The organism is Pseudomonas sp. Irchel 3A5 (genome assembly GCF_900187575.1).
Classification (GTDB): Bacteria; Pseudomonadota; Gammaproteobacteria; order Pseudomonadales; family Pseudomonadaceae; genus Aquipseudomonas; species Aquipseudomonas folii.
This window is the reverse complement of record NZ_FYDU01000004.1, coordinates 27,177-52,102: the sequence shown is the minus strand read 5'-3', so window position 1 is coordinate 52,102 and position 24,926 is coordinate 27,177. Positions and strand designations below refer to the sequence as shown.

Here is a 24,926-nt window from a genome sequence, read left to right as displayed (position 1 = left end):
AGTGTGCTCACTGAGGGTTTTGCAGAAACACCACATACCCCAAAAAACCCGGACTACGCTCCAGATAACCGGGCGCATTCCACTCACCGCCCTGAATCAGTCCCACTTTGAAAGGCAGCCCCAGGCGACTCAGTCGCGGCAGATAGGCTTTGTAATCCGGAATGCTGTGCCTGCCCTGATAGGTTTGAACCACCACTTCGTCGATCACGCCTTTGAGCTCGCCGATGACCGACGCGTCGGCGTTACTGCTCCAGTCCATCAAACCCGTGATGCTCAATCGATAGTTTTCGGGAAGGCGATCGCGTAGATCGCGCAGGAATTCCACGTACTCGCCGAGATACCGTGTACGGGCGTCAAAGTCGATCTGGATGCCTACAACGTTGTTACCAGCCTGCCGCCATCGACTGAGCTGTCCGAGCAACTGCGTGTAGACAGAGTCCGGCCAGCGCAGGGTATGTGCACGATAAACAATCCAGAGCTCTTCCTGAGGCAGCCTGGAGATTGGCATGCCCTGCGCGACAAAATTCACCCGTTGATGGCGCTCACTGCGTGAACTGCTGATTTGTCCCTGCAGCACATACAGCGTTTGGGCCTTGGCGAGCACCGTTTGCGATGACACGCCTCCCCAGAGCCAGAACGCATCATAGTCCTCGGCCTCAACTGCAGCTGATGCCGGAGCAACATGCAGCAGGCTGGCGAGGGTCAGCCATAACAGCGCCCGCATTTACCAGTAATACTGTTGGGATTTCGCCCAACGGGTATCAGCAAATTCTTTCTTGAGGTCCTGGAACCAGAATTTACGGACTTTGGGTTCTACATCCTCTCCGCCACAGCTATTGATACCCGCCGGGCCGTAGCAATTAATCCCGCGGTAAAGCGCATAGGCGACGTCTGTGTGACTGGCCTTTGGATTGTTGATGACCGTTACGTAAGCGTTATGCCGTGAGAACGACTCACCCGGGAAACTCGAGGGGCCGCCGCCCAACACGCCATCAGTCAGCTTTTCATTCAGTGGCGAGTCGTCCAGATGGTTACGCAGCATGAACTCACCCATGCAAATCAAACCTTGGTCGTCACTTGCGTTTTTCTCCAGTACCGCCGCAATCTCGGCGATGCTCGGGCAGCGGTAACCGGACTCAGCCTTTTCACCGTTCCATTTGAACAGTGCCAGTGACTGGCCCTGATCATATTGATAGCCCAGGCTGTAACTGAGCTTGGTGTCAGGGACTTGATCAGGCAGTTGTTTCAGGTCCTTGGCAAACGCTGCGAACTGACCGTGCATCAATTGTTTATAGAGCAGCAGGAAGAGGGCGGTGTCGCGTTCAGTTTTGCTGATCCCCTGAGTAACCTGTTGACGCAGTAGATCTGCATTAGCCGATTTGGCTAGCAGGATATACCGCACTTTCTCGTTCTTGATCGGCGAGTCTGCGCGGAATGCATCGGCCACCTGACCGCTGCGCTCATAGTTCATCGCCAACACGAGCTGCAGTTGCTCTTGCTGCAACGGCAATTTGGCCTTGCTCAACAATTGCAGCCAGAGTTGCTGTGCGGTCTTGTCATCCTTGATGGCCTCCAGCGCCAGGCCGCGCAAGACTTGCTGGCTGAACGCGACATAGCCAAGCGTGTCAGGCACCTCGGAAGGCAACAATTGCAGCGCGCGATTCGGATTTTTTTCGGTGTAGAAGGCGACCGCTGCTTGCAGGTAGCTGAAGAGTGCGGGCTGTTGAGCAAAAATCTCTTTCTGCTGAAGCAGAGCCGGTTCGGTCAACGTGTTCGATATGCCCACGCGCATCCACATCAGGTCATTGACCGCCGCAATCAGTGGCGAACTGACAGGCGCTTTATTAGGCGTGATCAGCTTCAGATCCAGTTCGCGAATCAGCGCGTCGTAGGCGGTGCTGTCGGCTTGAGTGGCTTTATCGATATCGGCAAACAACGCTTCATACTCGGCAGCAAGCTTGTTGGTGTCCTGTAACAGCCAGTGGACGCGGCGCTGCAGCCCTTTGGCTGTGGCGGAATAAGTGCCTGACGGGAGCGTTTCAAGGTACTTGTCGAAGGCCTCCTCGGCGCGTTGGGCAGCCGCTTTATCGACCCGATCAGGCTTCAGCTCGCCGTACTCGAAGGCCTTCTCCTGAGCCAGGTTCAACTCGCTGCGGCCGATCATGTACAGCGATGTGTCTTTCAGCCAGGGATTGGGATTATTCGCGAGCGACATAAAGCCAGACGTGGATTCAAGGAACCGGCCGCTGTAAAAATCCCCCGCAGCCTCCAGATAGGTAGCGAAAGATTTGCCTGCAGCGGACTGCAGATCCGCAGGCAGCATGCTTTTAACTTGCTCTCGCTCCCAACTGCAAGCCGAGAGCATACGCAACCTGCTCGCGCCCAGTGCAGAGCGTTCAGCAGGTGATAAATCCTGTGTGTTGACCAGCGCCTGAATAAAATTTGCAGCTGTCTGTTCGTTGTTGCTTCGGCAACGACTGCCTTCACCGTCGACCAGTGTCGAGCTGGCGACCTCCGACTGCTCGCGCTTGATTCCCAGGCTTGTCAGCAATGGATCAAGGCTCTGGCTTTTTGCGCTGTCCGAAGATGTCGTACTTTCATTCTCAGTGTCAGACGCGGGTTGAAGGCGATAGTAGGCGAAAGGCACCTCACCATAACCTTCTGCGATGTCATCTTTGCTAAGGGGCGCAGGTGTCAGCGGCAGTTTGCCGAAGTCTGCCAGTAACAGGCGCAAGTTGACGGTGCTGTCGTTACTGGGGCTGAGAAAAGGGAGATTGCTGCAAACACTGAATTGATTCTTGTTGACTGACCAGGTCGGTGTGCAGGAGTCATCATCACTCGCCTGAGCCTGGAAAGCAGTGATCGCACTTACAGCAAGAGCCAGAGTAGTCAGCAAGCGATGGTGCATAAAACATCCTTCATAGATAACTAACAGATCAGCGATGCCCATGAGTGGCATTGCGAAAGGCTATACCGAGGTCGCGCACGAACAAATAGCACACATGTGCTATTGAAAACGGCCTGGCATGAATGAATTAATTGCTGCCATTGGCTACATCTTTTCGAAGTGCACCACTAAACGCGAGTCATGACAGGCGAGCAGGATCAGAAACCATCAAGGGGTTGTCCGTGGAACTAGCTCCTGGACTGAACGTTAGAAGATTTTTTCGACATGCAGCGCTATACGGTTCAGGGGTCGTCATCGGAGTTTTCAGCGTTCTGATGTGGGACTCGGTGCGTTCGCCATCTTTTCTGACTGATGGATTACCCACTTCATGGAACGGCGCGTCTGCGGAGTTTGACAGTCGTCTGCGCGCCCGCTTTCCTCTGGGTATGCCCGCGGGTGACTTCGTTCGCGAACTCAACAAGGAAGGCTTCAAGCCCACATGGTTTGAGAGTGCAGGTTATTACGGTGCTGTACGACGCGAGGGATGGATACCGTGCAGGGTGACTGCCAGGGTCCGCTGGCAGCCTGGGCCGGGCGATACGCTGGCTTATGTTGACGGCAATTATCGGGAAGAGGGTTGTCTGTAAATCCTGGTCAACAATGTTCCGGTAAATATCAGGTCAAGAATTACCAAGGATCCTCTTAATGAAGTACCCCGCGGTTGCAGTTATTTTGCTGGCTTTCTCTTCGCAGCATGCTCTGGCGCGATCCATGGATTGTGGTAAGGCATCATCCGAAATTGAACATTTGATATGCGCCGATTCCCGTCTGCTCACTGCTGATGCGGCAATGGGTAAAGCCTATGCGTCGATCCTGAAGAGCGCAGATGACGCAAGGATTCGCAGCATGCTGGTTGCGAGCCAGCGTCGCTGGATGACCGCAAGAGATCAAAGTCTCGGGAAACTGCGTGACAGTATTGATACCCGGACAGGTGAGCCATACACCCGGCAGGTGCAGAGCAATATTGTGCTGAAAGCTATCCAGGAGCGTACCCGGCAACTGGGTCGGATTTCAGATCAGGCATTGGCGAAACCTGAGTTGGTTAAGCGAGCTATTGATCAAAGTAAGTTTGATGCAGGATTTACAGGCGGTCGATTCGCCGGAAGTAACGTTGCATGTGAGTTTGTGCCACAAGCGGATTCCTATGCCTACGGTTGTTTCGGGACTCGCTTTCATCAGAATAAGAACCGGGTCTGCAGTCTTTCTCAGGACTGGGCCAGCGGGGACCTGTATCAGACCCGTGCTGTGGCAGATATCGTTGACGGGAAGCCAAACCTGATTGCGACGTGCAAACCTGGTATCAAGAATTGCGTTGAAGGCAGTGCTGGCTGGAGTGCCAGGTCCGATGCTCCGGATGCAGACACGCAACGTATTTATGACCAGATTGATAAACAACCGCTGGCCAGTCTCGACGTGGAGCTCTGGGCCGAAGAGGGCGATGAGCAGTGGTTGAAACAATGCCTGACAGATCCCGGCTTTCCATGGGGCGCGTCTACGGACCTGAACGCCATGCTTGAAGAGATTTACGCGTCTAGAAAACCGGTCGGGTTTGAACAGATCGATGTCAGCGATGTGGTCACGCGATATTTTCCGCTGAATACCCACAAGGCGGCGCTCATCCGAGCATTTACGCCGTCCAGTACGTGGACGATTGTCGAGAATCTTCCCGACAGAGTTGTGGTTCGGGATAATCGGGGTCGGGCTATAGTCGACCCTGATGCCAGTTCCGTTGTGATGACCTTCGCGTTCACTAAAGACAGTATGCTTAGTCAGGTAAATGCCGTTCGTATAAAAAGCCAGTAGAGAAGCTGTTCTGGATCACAGCGCGACCTGGCGCAACATTGAATGCTTTTCCGCGAGCGAACAGGACAATTCGGTTTGCCCGCCCATTCCAACCTCCAATACGTGATGGAGTTATAAATGTCCAAGCTTGCAGAGTTTCGTTTGCTGGAAAGAAAATTGGCCGAGCAGCTTAAAGAGCTGGATGCGCTGAAAGGCGATGAAGGGCTAAAGAAAGAGATCGAATTCGAAACCAAGTTGCGCGGCCTGTTGGCTGAATACGGTTTCAGTCTGAAAAATGTGGTGGCCGTGCTTGATCCACACGCTGCCGCTCCCCGGTTCACCACCGACAAGCCTGTCACCGAGCGCAGAACCCGCCGGGCGCGAGTGATCAAGGTGTTCAAGAATCCCGAGACGGGGGAGGTTGTTGAAACGAAAGGCGGCAATCATCGCACCCTTAAAGAATGGAAAACCAAGTACGGTGCAGACGTCGTAGACTCGTGGCTCGCCAGCTGATTTGAATAAAATAGCCAATAGTGCGCCGGGAATGATCGTAATGTTTTTTATACGGCCCCGGCCTTTTACTTCGCACGCCTTATTCTTTATCCCCATAGCACATGTGTACTATTTTTTAACGGACTCGCAGCGGGTATCGTTTGGTCTTATCGCAATCGCTCTGGAGACTAAACATCATGTTCAAAAAAATCGCGTTGTCGCTTTTTATCGTTTCAAGTCTGGCAGGCTGTAATATCATCGCCAGCAAAACCAATATTCTGGATGACGAAAAAATAAAATCGATTGGCGCTGGTGCGTTGGGTTACTCGCCCGAAGAATTGACCCTCGTCAATCGTCGTACCGATGGCACTAACACCTACGCCAACTTTAAAACCAACGATAAAAAAGAGTTCGTTTGCATCATTAACGGTGGCAACATTCTGACCATGGGCATGACGAACCCGCCTTCATGTTCGAAAAAGGGTGAGCCCACCAAGCAATCACCTTATTAAGGCTTCGCTCTCTCTATCTGAGTTCGGGTTGATCAGCCGATGTACTTTGCTTACCCCGCAGATCAGCCCGGTTTATGTTCAGGTAGTTGACAAGCTCCGTTTGAATCAGTATCAACCATGATGACCGGGCCAGTTCTTCCAGCCTTATTGATTGTCTGAATTACGGGCTGCATCATCGGTGGCTATAGAACCATAGGCTGCGGTTTCATGGGAATGGGTAGCACCGGGCCGTTGCATAAGTGAGGGATTAACCAACATTACCCTCCAGTCAGGTTCCAGAGCTGAATTACCCTGTTCAATCTGTAAAGCATTTTCTGTAGGCGCTGCCCCGTTGTCTCCGACATCACGCTGTCGCGCAGCAAGCAGGGGACCTGTAGGAGTGCACGAGCACTGCGAGGCCGCGATGGCGTCCTGCCTCATACACCGCGATCGCAGCCTTCGGCAGCTCCTACAGATCACAATGTTTTCGAGATAGCGCGGTGTCATCGATACCCCGGTACAACTATTGAATTTGGAATACTTTTCCGTAGGTGCTCGTGCGCTCCTACAGGCTGGACACCGGGGCGGTTCCCGCGCAATAAAAGTCCATACCTCCAGCATGGCCATATAGCACATATGTGCTATTGAGCACGTTTTCAGCGGCTGATATCGTCCGTGGTTTGTCTTCACGTCGACGCAGCCAAATGATTGTGCAGCGAATGCCAGGCGGAGGGCGTTTATTGCTGGCTAAGAGACGGTCCATGGGTGAATTCAGTTTGAAACGTCGCTACCCAAAACAAGCGATGCACTTCGCTGCTTTGGTGGTTGTGGCATGGAGCGGGGTATTTGCAGGCTCAGCGGCTGCCAGCGACAAGTCGTCAGGCACTTGCGTTGCCGAGACCGACTTCCGTCAAGGCTCGGTGGTCGAAACTCAGACGTGGATCAGCAGCGCGCCCGGTGCGCCAGGTCACAACAAAACCGAGACCCTCGGCCGTCAATCATTTGCCGGTGCCAACCCGCTGATGCAGGCACAGACAACGCTGATTAATAACGCCCCGGTCTTTACCGGGTATGCCTTTGTCGATCTGGTGGATGGCAAGCTCGTCAGATACGGCAACCAGCACGGCAGCGGTGCTTCGCTGGTCACGACTTACAATGAGCCGCCGCCGGCCGTCCCTATCGATCTTCAGCCGGGTCAATCCATTACGGTCAGCTACCGTAGCAAAACCGTTACGGCCGGGCCGGGTGTCGAGTACGATATTACTGAAAAGCACACCTACATCGGCCGAGAGACAATAACGACGCGGCTGGGCACTTTCGATACCTGCAAGTTCACCAATGAGATTTCCTCGGGACTCGCTTCCAGCAAGGATGGGCGAAATCTGGCTGTCATCGAGAGTTGGTTTGCGTCGGCCGGGCAGTACCGCGGGCGGCTCATAAAAACTTTTGTTCCAGCCCATGGTGGATTGCCGGACGTGACTAACGAAACGATAAAAATCGTCACCACCTCGCAATAACTCGCCATGAAACTGAGTGTTTGATTTATCGGATTGCTGTGTGAACGGACTCGCCTCGGCCTCGCGCCGATTCATGCTGGAAGAGAAGGCATCGTTGATGATCTTCCCCGGCGCTTTTCAATAACGGGTTCTGAAGAAAGAAATGACCATGCTCAAGACAACCCTTGGCCTTGCCGTTGCATTTGTATCCACTCAGGTTCTTGCTGGCGGCTTCGCCCGCACTGAACAAAGCATCAGTTCCATGGGCAGTGGTCAGGCAGGGCGCGCATCGGCCGCCAATGACGCAGGTACCGTGTACGGGAATCCGGCAGGCATGGCGCGCCTTGAAGGCACGCAGATTACCGCTGGCGCAACATTCATCGACGCCTCCACGGACATCAGCAACGTCAGCGGTCGTTCCACTGGCAGCAATGACGGCGATATGGTCCCGTTCAGCACGGTGCCATTCGGCTTCTATACGCAAAAGCTCGATGAGCACTGGTCCTTTGGCTTCGGTGTCTATGCGCCGTTTGGCCTGTCGACTGATTATGAAAACGGCTTTCAGGGGCGCATGTTTGCCAGCAAGAGTGACATCAAGGTCGTCACGCTGCAGCCCACCGTCAGTTACGCCTTCAACGACCGGTTGTCGATCGGCTTCGGGCCTACCTTCAACCGCATTGCTGGCACGCTTGAGTCAGACGTCACACTGAATCCGGCCATTCCTGACACCAACGTCAAGGTCAAAGGTGACGACACAGCTGTCGGCTTCAATCTGGGCGTGTTGTTCAATGCCACCGATACCACCCGCGTCGGGCTGACCTACCACTCCAAAGTGGATTACAAGCTGGACTGTCACACTCAGGTAGCCACCGGTGCAGGAACGCCCCCGCAGATACTGGCCAGCAACCGCTATGACTGCACGCTGAAAGTGACGACTCCTGAGTCCTACGATTTTTCGGTTACCCAGGAAATTACCGACGCCTGGAAGCTTTTCGCCAGCGCGACCTGGACCGGCTGGAGCAGCATGCAGGACCTGAGTCTGCGTAATCAGCCGATCTCGGCAGCGCAGGGTGGTGTGTTGGCATCGGCTTTGACTGGCTCCATTCAGGAAGGGCTGAACTGGCATGACACCTGGGCTTATGCGATTGGCACTGCGTACCAGTTGAACCCGCAATGGGTCGTGCGCGCCGGTTTGACGCTCGATCAATCGCCGACCAGCAACACCAATCGTTCGCCGCGAACGCCGACTGGCGATCGGCAGATATTCAGCGTCGGTGTCGGCTATAACGTGACGCCGCAATTGACGATTGATCTGGCTTATTCCTACCTCAAGGAAGAAAGCGTTGATGTCAGTCGCTCCAATGCGTTGGCGAGTTACAGTGCGACTTATCAAAGCGACGCCAACTTGTTTGGGGTAGGGGCTACTTACCGTTTCTGATAGAGCCCGGGCGCCTGAGAACCGATGCCTTTTATCTTTAAAAGGCATCGGTCATTGCTCAATAAGTCCTGAAGGCGCGTACGACTTCACCTCTGAAATCAATATGGATTGAGGTGATTTTTACCTTTTTTCCGGGGGTGTTGCTGCCTGAGAGCGTGCCCGCGTCTTCCGCAATTTCTTGAGCGTCGCCTACTTTGTTTTGACCACCAATGATGGCGCTTGCAGAATCGCCTGCTCCATATCGGCTGGTGTATTTATAGGCCATGTCCGCAAGCTTGCCCAGTTTCGAATCTTTGCTGTCGTAGACCCACTCAGAAGAATCATTACCTAAATCATCACGCACCGAGGTAGGATCGCCAAACTTTTCCCGAATCTGTTGCTTTGACGATTTGCCAGCAATAATGTTTGCCTTAATGTACTCAGGTGCATACTTTGAATCGCCCGTCAGAGAATCCAGTCCAGGAATTGAACTCCCGATACCACTTGAACAGGCCGTCAACGCAGCCATTAACATGGCTGCAGTCGCCAAGCCTTTGAATTTTGCCAGTTGGCAATAAGTACCCATGCCTGTTACCTCTGTTCTGAAAGTAGAATGGTGTTAATCTTTTTCGTGCAGGTGCGACTGCAAATGGCAGGTTACTTGCCATGTGGAGTTACCGGGCCACGCATACTTCTAACGGTTGGTAGATTTCGTTTATGGCGATAGCTTAAAGGGACTGTTAGAAAATTGCCTATAGTACAGATGTGCTATTGCCTGGAAGAGGTAGCGGGCAATAACCTTTAAGCATCTACCATCAGGTTTTATTTTCCGACGAAGTAATCACCCGCCAGGTGGCTACCCTCTGGTGCAGTCGGTGGACAATAACAGCGATCACCAGCCGGGGTGTGTTGACGCCAACTTTCTCAATCCTTAAGTATTGCAATGCGCGTTTGCGCCGGGAGGCTTTCCTTGCTTAGAAAACTGCTGGCCGGTGCGCTCGGGATTCTGGCAGTCGTATGCGGAACGATTGTGCTCTTCGTCATGTTTTTGTTTACACAGTTCCCGACAGACCGCACGCCAAGGTATAGCGTCGTGTTGGACATGCAGGGCCCGGCAAGTGCAACAAATCTTGAAGTGTGGGTGACGGAACCCGGTAATTATGCCGTGGCGCTTCATTACCCATACGGCGACGGCGGTGAGCGAGAGAAAGCCTGGGCCCTGGCGGGTGGGGATGCCCGGAAGGGCGATACCTGGAGCGAGCCAGGTTCCGCGTTAGTATTTCAAGTCCGCATTCAAGAGATCGAAAGCGGTATAGAGATGCTGGACCAGCAGGTCATGCACCCTAAACTAAACTCTTGGGCCGGCAACTATCTGAGTGCCGATCTGGTTAAGAGAAAACTTGAGACGGGTCACTATCAAGTGACTGTGCAGCGGGAAGGAAGCCTGGCCGATACGCCTCCAGCCCCACTCGAGATCCATTTTGGCAAGGCTCATCAGGGAAAATAAATCCGCCTTTGCAAGGCCGTTCAGTCATCACAAGCAGCTAAGCAGTTGCCGAATTTGAACGGCAGGGACTTGCTGAGTGAGTATTCCATGTCTCATCTTTAAACTTATCCGAAGCAAGACCGCGCATCACCGCCACGCTAACGGCAGGGTTACTCATGACAGACCGGAAAAACGCTGAGCTGGATCAGGCCACGCTGAGATTGACCGTGGCGACGGTGGCGATCACTTATGTATCGCTGATAGGTTTTTTGCCGGGATACGATGTCGCACAGTATGAACCGATCATTGCTTACTATGCCGGCTTTCTGGTGGTCTCATATATCTTGCGGCAGTACATCATCAGTCGCCCTGGCGTATTCCCGGCACGTCGGGTATTCGGCATGGTGCACGATTACACCGGAATTTCAGTCGGGCTGGTGGTGGGCGGAGAGGCGACGCTGCCGATCTTCAGTGTGATGGTCTGGGTCACGCTGGGGAACGGCATGCGCTACGGCTCGCGCTACCTGGCGATTGCTGCGTCTCTGGCACTGTTGGCGATCCTGATTATTTATCAGTTGACTCCGTACTGGCAGGCCCAGCCGTTCATGGTCCTGATGCTGGTTGCTGTCACCATTCTGGTGCCGGGCTACGCCCACATCTTGCTGGTCAGGGCGCGCCAGGCGTCGGAGCAGGCCACCGTTGCCAATCAGGAGAAAGAACGTTTTCTCGCCCAGGCCAGCCACGACCTGCGTCAGCCCATTCACTCCATCGGCATGTTCACTGCCTGCCTGCGTTCAAGCCCGCTCGGGGATTACGAGCGCAAGCTGGTGGATAACATTGATCGCTCACTGCATAACGTGGCGCAATTGTTCCGCTCGATCCTGGACATCTACACACTGGACAGCGGCAAGGTTTCGGCCAAATCAGACGTGGTTAACCTCGGCGAAATGCTGGGTGAAATCGCGCAACAGAATATCGCTGCTGCGCGCTGGGCCGGCGTCGAACTCAGGATCCGGCCTTGTAACCGGTGGGTGAGGGTGGACGCCACGCTGCTCGCCACGATGGTCCAAAACATACTTTCCAACGCACTCAAATACGCTCCAAATCATCCAGTACTGATCGGTGTACGTAACCACAAGGAAGGACTGTCGATCAGTGTCCATGATCAGGGGCCGGGCATCGCCGCCGAACATCTTCCGAACGTCTGGGATGAGTTTTATCGAATACGCCACGAGCGCGACAAGGATGTAGAAGGCGTGGGATTAGGCCTGTCCATTGTCAAGCGACTCAGCCTGATTATCGGCGTGCAGATTCAGATTAAATCCAGGGTAAACCGTGGTACGAGCGTGACCATTCACGGTCTCGAAGAAGTCGCTGCGCCCGTGCAGCAACCGCGCAAAAAAACACTGGGGCACAGCCTGCTCAAGGGCGTTAAAATTTGTCTGGTGGAGGACGACAACAACGTCCTCATGGCCACCGCAGCTTTGCTTGAGCGCTGGGGCTGCGACGTACAGACCGCCAGTTCGGCGGAAGGGTTGAGTACCAACTGCGACATTATCGTGGCCGATTACGATCTGGGTACGAAAGCCAACGGTCTCGATTGCATCGACAGCATCCGCATGGCTCGGGGCTGGGATGTTCCGGCGCTGATTGTCACCGGCCGAGAAGTGGACATGGTTCAGGAGGCATCGCAGGCACGGGACATCTCTGTGCTGTCAAAACCGCTGAGACCTTCGGAACTGCGCCTGACACTGCTGTCGATGTGTGAGAAACCTGTGGAACGGGCCTGATCAACCTAGCGGCGAATGTTAACGTGAACAGTATTTAAGACAGGGAAGCATTGAATGTCGCTGAGAGTCATGGTGGTTGGCGGGTACGGAAATTTCGGCACGATTGTCTGCCGACACCTGATCAACATGCCCAACGTTGCGCTTGTAATTGCGGGGCGCAACCCTGAAAGGCTGGCTGACAGTGTCAGTACGCTGCAAGGCCAATCGGGCGTTATGTGTGAGAGCTGGTGTGGTAATGCTATGGGCGCAGAGTTCGGTTCGGCATTGCGCGCGCTGGATATCCAGTGGGTCATCCACACAGGCGGTCCATTTCAGGGGCAGTCCTATGCTGTGGCCCAGGCGTGTATCGAGGCCGGGGTCAACTACTGTGACCTGGCGGACTGCCGAGCTTTCGTCAACGGTATCGGCATTCTCGACGCAGCAGCCAGGCGAGCAGGCGTAACCCTGCTTAGCGGCTGCAGCTCGGTGCCTACGCTGTCATCAGCCATCATTGATCAGTACCGTCATCGCTTCAGCCGTATTGACGTCATTGAACATGGCATCTCTTCCTCGGCAAAAATGCCCGGATTGTCCACCGTTGAAGGGGTGCTCGCTTACGCGGGCAAGCCGATCAAACAACTGCGAGGCGGGCAGGTTCACGAAGTTTCGGGCTGGCAGGATCTGACGTTACGCAAAATGCAGCATCTGGGCACGCGCGTGCTGGCCAACGTCGATGTGCCGGATATCGACATTTTTGGCAGCCGTTATGGCGCGCACACCCTGAGTTTCAAAGCAGGCTCGGGCCTCAAGCTTGGGGGCGTAGCCAATTACCTGTTGGCAGCCTCCTTGCGCGCAGGGCTGGTCAAGGATCGGATGGGATGGGCCGCTCGACTGCATCGCTGGGGAACGCTGTTCGAGCGCTTCGGTGACGGTCTCAGTGCGATGTACATCGATGTGGAGGGTGTCGGCGTGGATGGTAATGCCCTGAGCATGAATGCCCAGCTAACGGCGTACAACGACAAAGGTCCGGAAATACCCAGTTGCGCTGCGGTAGCGCTGGTGGCAAAAGTCGCTCAGCAGTATCGCCCGCAGCCAGGCGCCCGACCCTGTGTGGGGGAGATCAGCGTTGACGAATATCTGGCAGCTATGAACGATCCGCAGAATATAAAGCTGGCTGTAGGCTTTTCAGATGAGCACGGTTGATCAATGCTTTATCTGGCGATGAAGTATTTGCATGTGATCGCGGCGATCTTCCTGTTCGGATTCGGCATGGGCTCGTTTCTTTATCTGATCGCTGCAAGTCGTACTCGCAACCCACAAGTCATCGCCCATGTCTGTGCGATGGTGGTGCGGTTCGATACCTGGATTACCACGCCCGCCGGCTTTCTTCAGCTCGGTACGGGCTACCTGCTGATAACGCTTGCGGGGCTGCCGTTGACATCACCCTGGTTGATGACTTCGGTGGCGATCTTCATTGGCGTAGGTGCCCTCTGGCTGCCGGTCCTCGTCCTGCAAAAGAGGATGCATGGGCTGGCATTGAGCGCGGTTGAACAGGGCCTGTTACTGGATGATCGATACCATAACCTCTACCAGAAATGGTTCTGGATGGGCGTTTGCGGTTTTCTCGGCATGTTCATCGTGGTGCTGATGATGGTGACGAAACTGACCCCGTGGCAGTGGTTTGAAATGCTGGTGGCCTGATTATTTACGGCAGTTGGCCGAGCTGCTCGGCCGTCGGGAATCCATCGACCCGGTACCTGATCGGGTAGAGCGTCACGGGCTTCATCAACTCGCCGAACCGGCTTTCAAGTTCGTCCCATTCCACAATGCGCGTATGGGTTGTTCCATCCTGCAGAGGTTGAACAAGCGAAACCCGGTCTGTTTTGGGCAGCAGCGTGATGACGTTTTCTGCCCAGCTACAGATGGAAAAAGTGCTTTCGCCGGACTCATCCGATTTGTAAAGCAAGTAAGACGCAACGAACACATCCTCCTGCTGTTCCTCATGGAGCGCATCAAGAAGCGTCTTTTGTGAATCGTACTCACCCTGAAGGAGCATCCGTCCCAGTGTGGCGAGACGGGCTTGGCTGTCCTCGTCCTGAGGCAAGAACGTGACGACATTTTCGTCCTGATACGTATATAACTGGCTGGAAACGGCGCACCCGGTTTCGATTACCTGGAAGCAGACCTCAATCATGTGGCGAATTCCGTGCTCATCCTTGTCGCCGGCCACCAACAAAACATCGCGTGTAGGCACCATGAAAACTGGCTGTCCCTGCAAGGGGATTCGCTGCAAAACGTCAGGCAGCAGTACCCGACTGATGTCATAACCGTCATTCCAGCGACCGACATGAAGTCCCGGCGCGACCTCTTCGAAGCGGTCTTCGGTCTCCTCACGCAGGTTTCGAATTGCAATCGATAATGCTTCGTCCAGCGTGATTCCCCAGTCATCAGGGATACCGTTGAACAAAGTTGATAGCGAATCCGGGTAGTCGACTGCGAGCAGTACAGCGCAATCTTTGCCAAAGGTCCGCTGGGCTATTTCGAACGGGGCATCCCAGCCTTTAGTGCGGACCTGATTCAGGCGAATTTCCTCATACGTCGCCAGGTTACGAATAACCGGCCGCAACAGGGCTCTGGTGTCTTCGAAAGTCCGGGACGATGCTGAGGGGGCGGAGCTGGCATGGATAAACGCCGTCACATACCTGGCCACTATTTGGGGCTTTTCGGTTTTATCAGCGTTCTGATACTCGTCAAACGCATTGTGAAGATTCAGGTAGCTGTTATCGCCATGCTCGATTCTGAATTCTTCCGGGCGGTATTCGAGAGGGCCGGTAAAGCCTTTTTCCCGCGCGGCCTCGATGAGGTGTTCGGCGAACTGATCTTTTGTCAGCGGACGATTGAAAAGGCTGTTGAAGAGGTTTTTGAGCATACTTTTCAATTCCCGCAATTGTGTGTTCGAGACCTTGACTCTAGGTCCCGGAGTTGTCGTGGTGAATAGTACAGGTGTGCTATTGAACGCTAAAGAGGGTATGCGATCATTAACGTCAATTAAAAGTTTGTTCGAATCTTATTGTCAGCAACTCCGGGAGTAAACGCTGGTGCATAAATACGCTTTGGTTCTCGCCGTCCTGTCCCCGCTTGTCATCGCCCCAGGCGCGGCAGTTGCCGCAATGCCTGACTGGTGGCTAATCTTCGGAAGTGGGGACCAGCCGAAACGGCAAGTCATTTATGCCGATGCTCTTTCCGTCGCGGACAGTCCTTCGAAATCAGGTGCTGAGCCCACGCGTTCAGTGGATGTTGTTTATGTATTCGAAGATGAGAACAAACCTCTCTTCACCCTGTACAGGATTGCCTTTCAGTGTAAGGCTGGCCTGTACAGTGTAGACGCATCGAATTCTAAACTGCGTTCGGGCGACGTCACCCAGGGACCGACAAGTACTCAGTGGGAACCGGTTGCCCGCACCATGCTGGAGCGGCCCTATGATTTCGTCTGTAAAGCAAGCACTCGGCGAACCAACGGCATGATCAAAATAGGTCGACCGGAGCTCGCGACTACGTTGCCGGAGTTCACCTATAGAGCGTTTTGGGGGCCTGCGACTGACGCTCCACGCCAGTGAACAGTTAACGCCAGGCAGCGTTGCCATGCCTTGAAGAAGCTGGCGTGCGCTGACCGTAAACCTGGTTAGTTAGCTCACACTCGACACAAAAAGCTTAATATTTGCGAAAAATCGGATCAGAGCAGGCGGTGTACAGGACCTTGCATTCACGGCCACCGCTATCTTCTTTACAACTGGCCATTGCCAAATCAATCGCTCTCTGTTCCGAAACGGAGCCTTGTACGACGCTATTGATTTCACTGGAGATCAGTGCGACACACTGGTTTTTATAGGCCAGGTTCACCTTGCAGTCAGTGGCTCCTCCTAGAGCGCATCGATGCAGGGCTACCGACCTCGCTTCCTCTTCGGTTAACTTGCCGACCACCGCTCCGGACTCGCCAGTTGCATCCGAACCTGCAACTGCTCCCCAGGTTTTTATCCATTCGCCGGTCATACGGGGAGGTGCACTTTGACCGGTCTGCGGGTCATCCGGAATGCATTGAATGCTGCCTGCCTGAACGCCCATAGGGCACCTTGTCTGCGCTCCGGCTTGCAGGCTGAATAACAGCAGCGAAATACTCACCAAGTGAACTTTAAATCCCATCTTTTTAATCCTGTGGCAGTAACTGACTATCAGCGTGGATTATTGGATTTAGATAACGGTGCGCATCAACCGCCATAACATTGCGCATATGTGAAATCGATCAGGGTTTTGTCTGGAACGTTCTGCAGAGTGGACGGCTGGATCTGGAAATGCCCGAACATATCGTCGTTACAGATCATCACGGCTTTGCGCTGCGCACCTTCCTGCAAGACGCAGACGCCGCCAAAACTATGATTACTTACGGCTACGCCCACCGGCAGATCAATCAGTCGGCTGCAACCAATCACCTGGCCGTTTTGCTTGCGCTGTTTCAGCGACTGGTTGAATGAGTCGATCCGGGAGTCAGGATCTCGGACAGGCACCACATTTACGCATTCGCCACTGCCGGTCTGGTTGGCTTCGCCCGGCAGCTTGCAGTCCGGGTAAGCCTCACCGTCGAGTATGTTTTTCTCATTACGCGCCAGCATGGCGATGCGAGAGGTATATGCCTGTTGCAGGCAGGTCGTATCCTGGCAAAGGCCACGACTGTAAGTGATCCAGTTGCTTTGTTCTTTAGCCAAGGCTTTCTTGCCATACGCATCGGTCGCAGCCAGTGCCGTCTTATAGGCTTGCTGCAGCTTGCCATCCAGCGCGGAGGTCTCGGCATCGCTACAGATCAGCTTTTCCGTGGCGGTCGAGGCCTTATTGCAATCGAAACTGGCAGCGAAAGCGCAATGCGATAGCCCTGTAAGGCTCAGCGCAAAGATAAGCTTCATCGCGCGCGTAGACGTAGTTTTTATCGATAAGCAGGCCGGGTTTGGTGAATACGACTGGGTCATGACCCGATCTCCTTAAGTTGCTTGTGGATGATGTCTTGCAACAGCACAACCTCCGTTTCTTCATTAACGGCGGGTCAAACCAGCATCACGAGATAATTCCTGCAGTGCGCTTCGTGCGCGGTCTTGAATCTTTTTCCAGTCGTTGAACGCGAAGCGCACATAGTTGATTTTCACGGCCACCTTCATCTCGGGCATGACAAATGTGTGCTCACACTCGGGTAACTGGCGCTCCTTGCTGCGTATCAGCTTGCCCTCACGATATTCCACGCCGGACTCTTGGACTTCGCGCGATGTGCACTTGATGATCGTCTCGATTTGGCCTCGCGTATCGCGCGCCACGTACCAGTCCTTGTAATAACTGGCTTGCATGATGGAGTTGGACGGCTTCAGCCCCTTCGCCAGATAGTGCGCGCGATACGTCGCAACATCGGCGTAATAAGGTGTGAGCCCATCGACCTCTTTGCCTTTGAGACGCGTCTGGATATCCATTTCGGGCGCATCTTCGCCAGAACCGTCTGGCACGGTTTGTCGTCGCATAAACGCCTCGGCGCTTACCCGGTCGAGGTAGACATAACCAATGTTCACCGTGCGCGTGGCCACATCCAGTGTCAGGTGTGTTCGTTCGCCTGGCGCGAAGGGCGTCAGGTCCGGGTATTCGAGATACAGCCCAAAGCTGCCATCAAAGTTCGGGCCCATCTGGTCATCGAAATAGTTGGCGGGAATGCGCAGAGAGTAGGGGCCCACGCAGGCATCCATGACGGGCGGCGGCACCGTGCCGGGATCCTGTGGACCGCCGCGCTGCCTGATGCATCCCTGCTCATTGGTCACGGCGCTTGTTTCGCTCGCACTCACGATGGGGAGGTCCATAACCAGGCAGGCAGCTGCAACGAGGGCCAGTGGAAGTCTCATTCAACTGAGACTTCCGTTCTCAAGTCCGGCTTCTGCCGAACTGCATTACTGAGTGGGCACGGCATTGGGTTTGCCGCCAGTCGACTCATTACTTGCTGAGCGGGCGAGGCTGGAGAGGTAAGGGTATTCCGGCTCTTTTTGCGGGCCCGAAGTATTGAACGGGTCGAAGCTGTTGGAAATCAGTATCGCGAGGGCTTTCATATCTGCATCGCGCTCGCTAACCCATACGAGGTCTAAAGCACGAATCTCACTCCCGCGCTGCTCATAGCGACGCAGGAACTTCAGCGGACCACGCGAGCCCGCAGTGATGAAAGAATCATCATGTCTGAGGTTGTACGTAAGGGTGGATTGGGTATCGCTGGCCAGGTTGTTGTAGATCGTACCAATCTGGCCGGGTTTCATATTGATCAGTCGCTCAACCCGCAACGAGATACTACTGTCCTCGGCATTCAGATTCACGGTATTGGAATTTGGGCTGGTGAGTACCGTAAGTAGTTTTGACGGGTAACCCAGTCTCACCCCGGTCTTTGGCTCCGTCCCGGTGGTCCAGCCGAAGGCTGTTCGTTTATTCAGCGCTGAACCGCCGAGGTGCATGGCCAGGTCGGCGTTCAGGAGACCAGTGCCGGGCTGTTTATACTGCTGCTGAATCTCGGTAATGGCGGCCCGCGTATCTTTGTCAAAGTTGCCGTTAATAGCACCCTGATAAAAACCGCCCCAGATCAAACCTTCCTGAATCAGCTTGCGCTCATCAAGGTTCAGCGAGGCTTCGGTGTTATCGACAGGCAGGGTAGAGGAAGCGTTAGCAGGGGACATAGATCCGGCCAGTGCGCTCAGCGGCTGCCAGCAGCATGTCGCCGCCACTGTGATGAACGCTGCTCGCAGCAGTGGATTTTTCCAGCCCACGGGCAAACGGTTGGTAACGGTATCTAGCGTCAATTGAAAAGCCTCTGTGCTTTCGTGCCTGATCAAAAAATCGTGGAAAAGTAATCCAGCGATGATCTTCTGTAAGTTACAGGGGCAGGGCATTTTTCCAATAGCACACCCGTACTATAGGTTCGGTTTTAACGAGTATGTTATTAAGACATTCAGACTGGACGTACCTTTCACACATCGGCAGCGTCGCGCCATAAAAGACCACCAGAACTTGGCTTGACGCCAATACCGGCTTTCCTGATCGCGGTGTACATCACGCGATCACAAATGACTGACGACTTCTTCTCGGCCATGCGGAAAACATGGGCAGAACCCACAAGATCTTTTTTGAAGGCGAGACGTGCGCCACCTAGAAAGGTCATTATCCTGAACGGTTTGCCAGTCTCGAATTCATGACCTGTGCGAACTTGATAAGTTGATTTTTCTTCGTCTAATGCCGCGATCATGCGTACAACGTCACAGAGGTAATGCGGTGGGCCATTTGAACCATCTGGCAGCGTGTAGTCACAGGCCAGAAACTCGAATCCATTTGGATCTATGGATTCGAAGACCTGCTTCAGACGCTCGGAAACCAGCCAGTAACCGCTGAATCCACCTTCGAGATCACGAGGCATTCGCTTTGACTTGTTGGCATGCACCAAATGCGGCACCTCTGGCAATGAAGGAATTCCACCGTTTTCAGGCCTGAGAATGCGGCTCGGTGGCGTTAACAGGGAGTCCAGATTTGCGATCTCAACGTCCGTCCCGGGTCCGCCCCCGCGCGGATCACTCTGCAGCACATAAAACTGTTCTTTTTCCAGTAATTGCCTGGTAGTCATTTAAGCTTCTCTTGCTGGAGTCTTCCGAATCATCAGTTTTAAAGGAGAACCGCTAGTCCTGCATGGCGCGCGCCAGAACATCACGGGGGGGCATCCATTAATGTCTCGCGCATTGATAGCAGACCCAGTCGTAACTCTGAGGGCCTTAATGGCTTGGCCAGCAACACGACATTACGTTTATGCAACTCTTCAGCGACAAACCCGACATCACGCCCGGTAATGATCATGGCCGGAATATCTCTGCCACGTGCAGCTCTGACCTGATCAATGCAGTCCACGCCATTGGCGGTTGTGCCCAAATCATAATCGGCGATGAGGATGTCACACTCGGTGATCAAACCCTGCGCCGAACGAGCGGTCTGAACCTCGCAGCCCCATCGTCCCAGCAACGTAGCGGTAGCGGTCAGCACGTTTTCGTCGTCCTCGACCAGACAGACTCTCAGGCCTCTGAGCAGACTATCGCCAGGTATCTTCTTAAAGGTCTGTTGCATGGGCGCCGACACTTCTTGAAGGCCGTGAATGGCCACACTGGTTCCGTGATCCAACCGGGAAACAAGGCTGACTCTTAGACCAAGGATCTGGCTAAGGCGCCTGACAATTGATAATCCAAGCCCCACACCCTCGATGTCTTTCTCCCGCGTATGTCGAACGCGATAGAACTCATCAAAAACCTTGGGCAAGTGTTCATCCGAGATGCCGCGCCCCTGATCGTGTACATGGATCGAAAGACCACTGCGGGTTCTGCGTACCCCGATCAGAACCGGATGCTCCGGGGCATATTTGAGCGCGTTGGAAATGATGTTCTGCACCATCGTCGACAGCAGTGTGGCGTCTATTCTGACCCATCGTGGGCACGCACGAACTCTCAATTCGACGCCAGCCCAGCGCGCTGCAGCTGCATTTTGCCGGGCCAGATCACTAAGCAGGTCGCCGATATTTACCATCTCTGATTTGACTGAGACTTTGCCGCTGTCCAGCGTATAGATATCCAGTATGGAGCGGAAAAGCTGCGACACGTTTTGCAGTGAGCGATCAATGTTATCGACCAACTGCCGCTCATATTCGCCTAGAGAGCTCGTACGCAGGCATGCGGTGAACATGCCAATGGAGTGAATAGGTTGCCGAAGATCATGACTGGCCTGGGCTAAAAACCGTTCCTTTTCCTGGTTCGCAACCGTCGCCTGCTCGGAGACCTGACGGAGCCTTATCAGCAGGGTATTGGCGTAGGCCGGAACCAGAATAATGACCAATAGCAGCATCACGACCATATAAGGCTGCGCCTGCCAGTAGGGCGTAAGTTGATAGGTAATCAATATAGACAGCAGCGCCATGACCGCCGCCGTGGCCAGATAGCGCGAGCCGAAGCGCATGCCGTAACCCAGGGTGACCCAAACCATCAGGCTGAAAAGCGGTAGGGTAGCTTCACCGCCCAATACCAGACCGACCGAGATCCCTATGTAGTCATGCACCATTGCCAACAGGCGGCGCGTCAGATACACGCCCGGATAGCTGACAATGTGCATGCGCAATATCAGGGAAAACACCAAAACGCCGGTGTAATACCCAATGATCAGCCGGTAATGCTCAAGGACAAGGCCCGGGACAAGCCCAACGACCACCACGTATGCGATCACGCAACCTGCCAGGATCAGCCTGATAGTTGCCTGATTGAGTTCGGCGAGTTTCCAGTCCTTCATCCCTACCTCTATTTTCAACGCTGAGCGTGAGTTTTCCTGGCGTTAGTTGCGATCTATTGCGGCGCCAGTCGCTGACCGGGCCTCAGTCAAAGAAATTGCGGATAATCATTCTTCACACGCGTCAGAACAGCCTCGATGAGAGGGTGCAGCTCAGCACAGGGCAGGTCCCTGAGCACCGACCAAGGCCCATCGATCAGCACGTGACCCGCCGGGAAGTCTGCGAAGTTATCTCGACGTCGTAGTGCCAGGACGGCCAGTAACTCGATCGGGAAGACGCGATCAAAGTCGTAGTCGAATTCGCAAATTTTCCAGCCTGTGCTGTGCTTGCTCCGACTGATATGGAATTCAGCGGCCTGGCTCATGTATTGCGCAAAGGTGATCTGGTCGTCGGTCTTCCAGTTATCCAGAAGCCCTTGATAGACCTCAATCAAGGGCTTGCGTGGCTCGAACCGGATCGACAGTCCATAGGCGTCGCAGAACAGGAACGTTAAAAACACATCGTGGGTGTTATGAGCGATTCGACGTGACTGAGGGAACAGATTGAGCCGCGCATCTTTCTCCGCCATTTCCAGAAAGCGCCGGGCGCTAATCTTGCCTGTATCCCAGTGAGACAACACGGTGGGGCCTGCAGCGCGCAGGCTGTCTTCGTACTCCCGGGGCCAGTTGCCAAGCTGTGGACGCAGCTGACTGTGTACCGCATCCCAGCGCAGCACCAGCGCACGGCTTTCAATCGTCCACCTAAAAAACAGGCAAGTTTATCCAGATCCGCCCGAAAGTATGCGTCGCAGGCGGCGACGCTCCAAAAGTGGCTAATTCGTCCAAGCTGTGTTCCGACCTTGGGGTTAAGGCGGCCGGCAACTGCGAGATGATCTTCCACGGCGCTTGTGTAGCGGTCGATATCGCCCGAGGTCCGGGCCCGATCAAGCCATTGCCTGCATTCCGGTATCAAGGACTTCAACGAGGGGGACAACTGCATGGCTGGCTCCTCAGCGTGAATTAATCATGGCGCGTATCTCAGAGAGGATTCATCCAGAAAGAGTGATTTTTCCTGTAGGAACGCGGTTGTCCGCGATTGCGCCAGCACAGACGATATCTTCATCGACTGACAGACCGAATCGCGGGCAAGCGCGCTCATCAAGCAACAGCAAAAATACTGGATTGAAATGCATTTTCTGTAGGAGCTGCCGAAGGCTGCGAAGCATTTCTACAGGTATACCGAGATCGCAGCCTTCGGCAGCTCCTACAGGTCCTATGTCTGCGGGTAGACAGCGCAGGACTATGGACACCGGGGCCACAAGATTTGCCCCGACCTCAAGTGTTTGACTCGGCCTACAGATTGGCAGCATCTTCGAACCACAGCCCATCCGAGTGACTCTTGGCGCCAATCCCGGCCTGTCGAACCGCATCCCGAAATGCTTTATCGCAGACAACCAAACGGCCGGAGTAGGGGACGCGGAAAATGTGCGCCGAACCGACGACGCTTTGATGAAAAACGAGCCTCGCGCCGCCGCAGAGGTTATAGAACTTTCCATTCACGAATTCATCGCTGATCTCGACATTCAACCTGGAGGCTTCTTCATCCACCGCATTGAGGACGCGCACAATGTCACAGAGGAAATGAGTGGGGCCCATCGAGCCATCAGGCAAACGGAATGTGCATTCGGCAAACTCAAAGGCCAATGGATCTATCTCTTCGAACACCTTCTTCAGCCGCTCTGAAACCAGCCAGTAGCCGCTGAATATGCCTTCAAGGTCGCGCGGCATTTTGCCTTTCCTGGGGTCATATTCAAGCTGCGGTATCTGGCGTAGCGGCGGGAAACCACCTTCAGGGGGCCGCAGGATACGGCGCGGCGGTGTCAGTAACTCGCGCTCATTCGAAAAGATGACGCCGCAGGGCCCCCAGTTACTGCGGATGTCGGGCATCAGCGTGTAGAACTCGTTTGCTTTAGGGCTGTTAGGCGCTGTCATGTCATGAGTTGTCATCGCTTGCCAGTGCGCCCTCGTTTTGGGCTCTCGTGTTGTCGAGTAAGTGATGCACTGCGTGACGGATTATCCAGTGAGAAGTAATGTTGTCTCTCCTCACGCAAGCTAACTCCGGTTGTCATGATTATCAGAACTTTCTGAATATCGGATCTGTGCAAGCTGCATAAACAATGTCGCACTTCACACCGTTTAAATCGTGGCAGATTTTCAGCGCATCTTGGCTGCTGATCTTTTTGCTCTCCGCGGTACGTATCGAGCTAGTCCCTTCACCAGGAGGTGATGCCATCGATACACATTGATTGTGATAAGTCATACTGACCCTGCAGTCCGGCAGACCAGCCGCCTTGCATTGACTAAGTGCCTCGTCTTCTGCGTCGTCTTTCGATAATTTCCCAAGAGAGGTCCACGACTCCCCACGACTATCCGATCCAGCAATCGCCCCCCAGGTTTTAATCCATTCCCCGGTTGGCCGTGAAGGCGCGGAGTTCGCTCGTGAAGTCCCCGAGTCAGGTCCGCACTGAGGGCTGCCAGGGGCGACGCCGCTTGGGCAAGCCGTCTGCGAAAAGGCCGGAGTAGAGACAGCGAGTACCAGCAGTGAAAATAACGTGGAACGAATCATATTGATTACTCAATTTCAATGAACCTTTAAACACCTGCCCAGAGAGAAACAGTAATTGACCTGCTGATGATTTTCGATAGCACAGGTGTGCTATTGATTTATCGCCTGCAGTCCGTAAGTTGGTTACCAGAAAAAAACGGCGCTCACCAAGAGCTAGGAAGCGTCATGTGCGCCTGTCGAAACGTTGCGGAGCGCCAAACTCGATGTTGTTTATTTACGCAGTGGGGCAGTTTCAGGTCCCTATGCATCTTATCCGCGGTGGCAGTAAATGGGCTCAATCCTCCATAAGGGCGTAGCGATGAAGCGAGCTATTAATATTTGCTGTGCTGCTTTTTGTTTTACCTCTTTGATGTTGCCTGCATCAACCATGGCGCAACAATCACCGCTAAAAGCGGGCACTTATGGGACTGAGGGTGGTTGGGGGCAACTGGTCATTGAATCCGCAGGCGCGAAGGGTATCCAGACGTTCTCACTGGACACCGAAAACGCCGGTAGTGGCTGCACGTTTTCCGGCAGGTTGAACCCGGGAGGAGGCGCGGTAGTTTACGAAGGCGATGCCCCGAGCCAATGTTCACTGGACCTGACCATCGCCCCCGACGGGTTAGTGGTGAGTACATCTACAAAAGAACAGTGTCGTGAGTATTGCGGCAGCAATGGCAGTTTCGAAGGTGATTACCGCTATGTGCCGGCCTTCTGCGCTCAACCCGCGCTGGACAAGACGCGTCGACTGTTCAAAAAACTCTACGACGAGAAAAAATACTCCCAGGCCGAGACGACCCTGGCGCCCGTTTATCGTGAGTGCCTCAACACAATGGGAATGATGGATGAGGGCGGTCTGCGCAATGACTATGCGCTCACGCAGTATAAATTGAAGGATAAAGCTGGATGCCTGGCGACGCTGTCGAAATATCGCCAGGATGCTGCGATGGCCGATGATGCAATTACCCAGGACATGTCACCTGCCGTCGTCGACGATTATTTGAGCGTGATCCACGCTGCGCGCACGAACATTGCGCTCTGCGTGAAATAACGGTTATTCAAGGGGAATGAAACTCGCGATGAACATCGG

Annotated in this window: 24 protein-coding genes; 11 read left to right on the top strand and 13 right to left on the bottom strand. The window is 54.2% G+C overall.

What is annotated here, in order from left to right:
* Nucleotides 1–7: 7 nt before the first annotated feature.
* Together CKW31_RS07175 and CKW31_RS07170 are read right to left on the bottom strand one after the other, a co-directional pair.
* Entirely contained in the window at nucleotides 8–724 is a 717-nt protein-coding gene (locus CKW31_RS07175; RefSeq protein WP_095093679.1) for a DUF3142 domain-containing protein, read from the bottom strand.
* A complete protein-coding gene (locus tag CKW31_RS07170) occupies nucleotides 725–2,908 on the bottom strand; it encodes an outer membrane assembly lipoprotein YfiO (protein WP_095093678.1) in 2,184 nt (727 codons plus the stop codon).
* A gap of 326 nt (nucleotides 2,909–3,234) precedes the next feature.
* Here CKW31_RS07170 and CKW31_RS07165 point away from each other — a divergent pair, with 326 nt between their 5' ends.
* The 6 genes from CKW31_RS07165 (at nucleotide 3,235) to CKW31_RS07135 (ending at nucleotide 8,646) form a co-directional block, all read left to right on the top strand.
* Nucleotides 3,235–3,534 carry a hypothetical protein gene (locus CKW31_RS07165; protein WP_141230119.1) on the top strand — a complete coding sequence of 100 codons (300 nt, stop codon included), beginning with the start codon at nucleotides 3,235–3,237 and terminating at the stop codon, nucleotides 3,532–3,534.
* 58 nt (nucleotides 3,535–3,592) lie between these two features.
* On the top strand, nucleotides 3,593–4,750 hold the full coding sequence (locus CKW31_RS07160; protein ID WP_218192136.1) for a DUF6393 family protein: 1,158 nt from the start codon (nucleotides 3,593–3,595) through the stop codon (nucleotides 4,748–4,750).
* 117 nt (nucleotides 4,751–4,867) lie between these two features.
* Nucleotides 4,868–5,242, top strand: a complete 375-nt coding sequence (locus tag CKW31_RS07150) for a histone-like nucleoid-structuring protein, MvaT/MvaU family (RefSeq protein WP_095093676.1) — start codon at nucleotides 4,868–4,870, stop codon at nucleotides 5,240–5,242.
* Nucleotides 5,243–5,418: 176 nt separating this feature from the next.
* Nucleotides 5,419–5,733: a hypothetical protein gene (locus CKW31_RS07145; RefSeq protein WP_095093675.1), complete on the top strand. Its 315-nt coding sequence runs from the start codon at nucleotides 5,419–5,421 to the stop codon at nucleotides 5,731–5,733.
* Nucleotides 5,734–6,416: 683 nt separating this feature from the next.
* Nucleotides 6,417–7,229 (top strand): DUF3108 domain-containing protein, encoded by an 813-nt coding sequence (locus tag CKW31_RS07140; RefSeq protein ID WP_141230118.1) that lies wholly within the window; start codon nucleotides 6,417–6,419, stop codon nucleotides 7,227–7,229.
* Nucleotides 7,230–7,377: 148 nt separating this feature from the next.
* A complete protein-coding gene (locus CKW31_RS07135; RefSeq protein WP_095093673.1) occupies nucleotides 7,378–8,646 on the top strand; it encodes an OmpP1/FadL family transporter in 1,269 nt (422 codons plus the stop codon).
* 58 nt (nucleotides 8,647–8,704) lie between these two features.
* Here the strand turns inward: CKW31_RS07135 and CKW31_RS07130 are convergent, their stop codons facing one another.
* Nucleotides 8,705–9,211 carry a hypothetical protein gene (locus CKW31_RS07130; protein WP_256582510.1) on the bottom strand — a complete coding sequence of 169 codons (507 nt, stop codon included), beginning with the start codon at nucleotides 9,209–9,211 and terminating at the stop codon, nucleotides 8,705–8,707.
* A gap of 384 nt (nucleotides 9,212–9,595) precedes the next feature.
* On the opposite strand from CKW31_RS07130, the gene CKW31_RS07125 reads away from it, so the two are divergent.
* The 4 genes from CKW31_RS07125 (at nucleotide 9,596) to CKW31_RS07110 (ending at nucleotide 13,581) form a co-directional block, all read left to right on the top strand.
* Nucleotides 9,596–10,132, top strand: a complete 537-nt coding sequence (locus CKW31_RS07125; protein ID WP_095093672.1) for a DUF5625 family protein — start codon at nucleotides 9,596–9,598, stop codon at nucleotides 10,130–10,132.
* Between the two features lie 155 nt (nucleotides 10,133–10,287).
* Nucleotides 10,288–11,901, top strand: coding sequence for a hybrid sensor histidine kinase/response regulator (locus CKW31_RS07120; RefSeq protein ID WP_095093671.1), 1,614 nt, complete (start codon nucleotides 10,288–10,290; stop codon nucleotides 11,899–11,901).
* A 54-nt stretch (nucleotides 11,902–11,955) separates the two neighbouring features.
* Complete coding sequence (locus tag CKW31_RS07115) at nucleotides 11,956–13,083, top strand: saccharopine dehydrogenase NADP-binding domain-containing protein (protein WP_095093670.1); 1,128 nt, start codon at nucleotides 11,956–11,958, stop codon at nucleotides 13,081–13,083.
* A gap of 3 nt (nucleotides 13,084–13,086) precedes the next feature.
* A complete protein-coding gene (locus tag CKW31_RS07110; protein WP_095093669.1) occupies nucleotides 13,087–13,581 on the top strand; it encodes a DUF2269 domain-containing protein in 495 nt (164 codons plus the stop codon).
* A 4-nt stretch (nucleotides 13,582–13,585) separates the two neighbouring features.
* On the opposite strand, the gene CKW31_RS07105 is transcribed toward CKW31_RS07110, so the two are convergent.
* The 10 genes from CKW31_RS07105 to CKW31_RS30285 all read right to left on the bottom strand — a co-directional run bounded on the left by CKW31_RS07105 (nucleotide 13,586) and on the right by CKW31_RS30285 (nucleotide 23,857).
* Nucleotides 13,586–14,809, bottom strand: coding sequence for a DUF1444 family protein (locus tag CKW31_RS07105; protein WP_095093668.1), 1,224 nt, complete (start codon nucleotides 14,807–14,809; stop codon nucleotides 13,586–13,588).
* A gap of 782 nt (nucleotides 14,810–15,591) precedes the next feature.
* Nucleotides 15,592–16,080 (bottom strand): DUF4189 domain-containing protein, encoded by a 489-nt coding sequence (locus CKW31_RS07095; protein ID WP_027899943.1) that lies wholly within the window; start codon nucleotides 16,078–16,080, stop codon nucleotides 15,592–15,594.
* Between the two features lie 65 nt (nucleotides 16,081–16,145).
* Nucleotides 16,146–16,898 carry a lysozyme inhibitor LprI family protein gene (locus CKW31_RS07090; protein ID WP_218192135.1) on the bottom strand — a complete coding sequence of 251 codons (753 nt, stop codon included), beginning with the start codon at nucleotides 16,896–16,898 and terminating at the stop codon, nucleotides 16,146–16,148.
* Nucleotides 16,899–16,961: 63 nt separating this feature from the next.
* A complete protein-coding gene (locus tag CKW31_RS07085) occupies nucleotides 16,962–17,807 on the bottom strand; it encodes a hypothetical protein (RefSeq protein ID WP_095093665.1) in 846 nt (281 codons plus the stop codon).
* Nucleotides 17,808–17,852: 45 nt separating this feature from the next.
* A complete protein-coding gene (locus tag CKW31_RS07080; protein ID WP_176469814.1) occupies nucleotides 17,853–18,743 on the bottom strand; it encodes a peptidoglycan-binding domain-containing protein in 891 nt (296 codons plus the stop codon).
* Between the two features lie 167 nt (nucleotides 18,744–18,910).
* The gene (locus CKW31_RS07075) at nucleotides 18,911–19,558 is read right to left on the bottom strand and encodes an imm11 family protein (protein ID WP_095093663.1); all 648 of its coding nucleotides are present in this window, start codon (nucleotides 19,556–19,558) and stop codon (nucleotides 18,911–18,913) included.
* 80 nt (nucleotides 19,559–19,638) lie between these two features.
* A complete protein-coding gene (locus CKW31_RS07070; protein WP_095093662.1) occupies nucleotides 19,639–21,255 on the bottom strand; it encodes a hybrid sensor histidine kinase/response regulator in 1,617 nt (538 codons plus the stop codon).
* An 86-nt stretch (nucleotides 21,256–21,341) separates the two neighbouring features.
* Nucleotides 21,342–21,968, bottom strand: a complete 627-nt coding sequence (locus CKW31_RS07065) for a hypothetical protein (RefSeq protein ID WP_218192134.1) — start codon at nucleotides 21,966–21,968, stop codon at nucleotides 21,342–21,344.
* Nucleotides 21,969–22,584: 616 nt separating this feature from the next.
* Nucleotides 22,585–23,223: a DUF1629 domain-containing protein gene (locus CKW31_RS07060; protein ID WP_218192133.1), complete on the bottom strand. Its 639-nt coding sequence runs from the start codon at nucleotides 23,221–23,223 to the stop codon at nucleotides 22,585–22,587.
* 142 nt (nucleotides 23,224–23,365) lie between these two features.
* Nucleotides 23,366–23,857 (bottom strand): DUF4189 domain-containing protein, encoded by a 492-nt coding sequence (locus CKW31_RS30285; protein WP_095093660.1) that lies wholly within the window; start codon nucleotides 23,855–23,857, stop codon nucleotides 23,366–23,368.
* A gap of 268 nt (nucleotides 23,858–24,125) precedes the next feature.
* On the opposite strand from CKW31_RS30285, the gene CKW31_RS07050 reads away from it, so the two are divergent.
* A complete protein-coding gene (locus tag CKW31_RS07050) occupies nucleotides 24,126–24,887 on the top strand; it encodes a hypothetical protein (protein ID WP_218192132.1) in 762 nt (253 codons plus the stop codon).
* The last annotated feature ends 39 nt before the right edge of the window (nucleotides 24,888–24,926 follow it).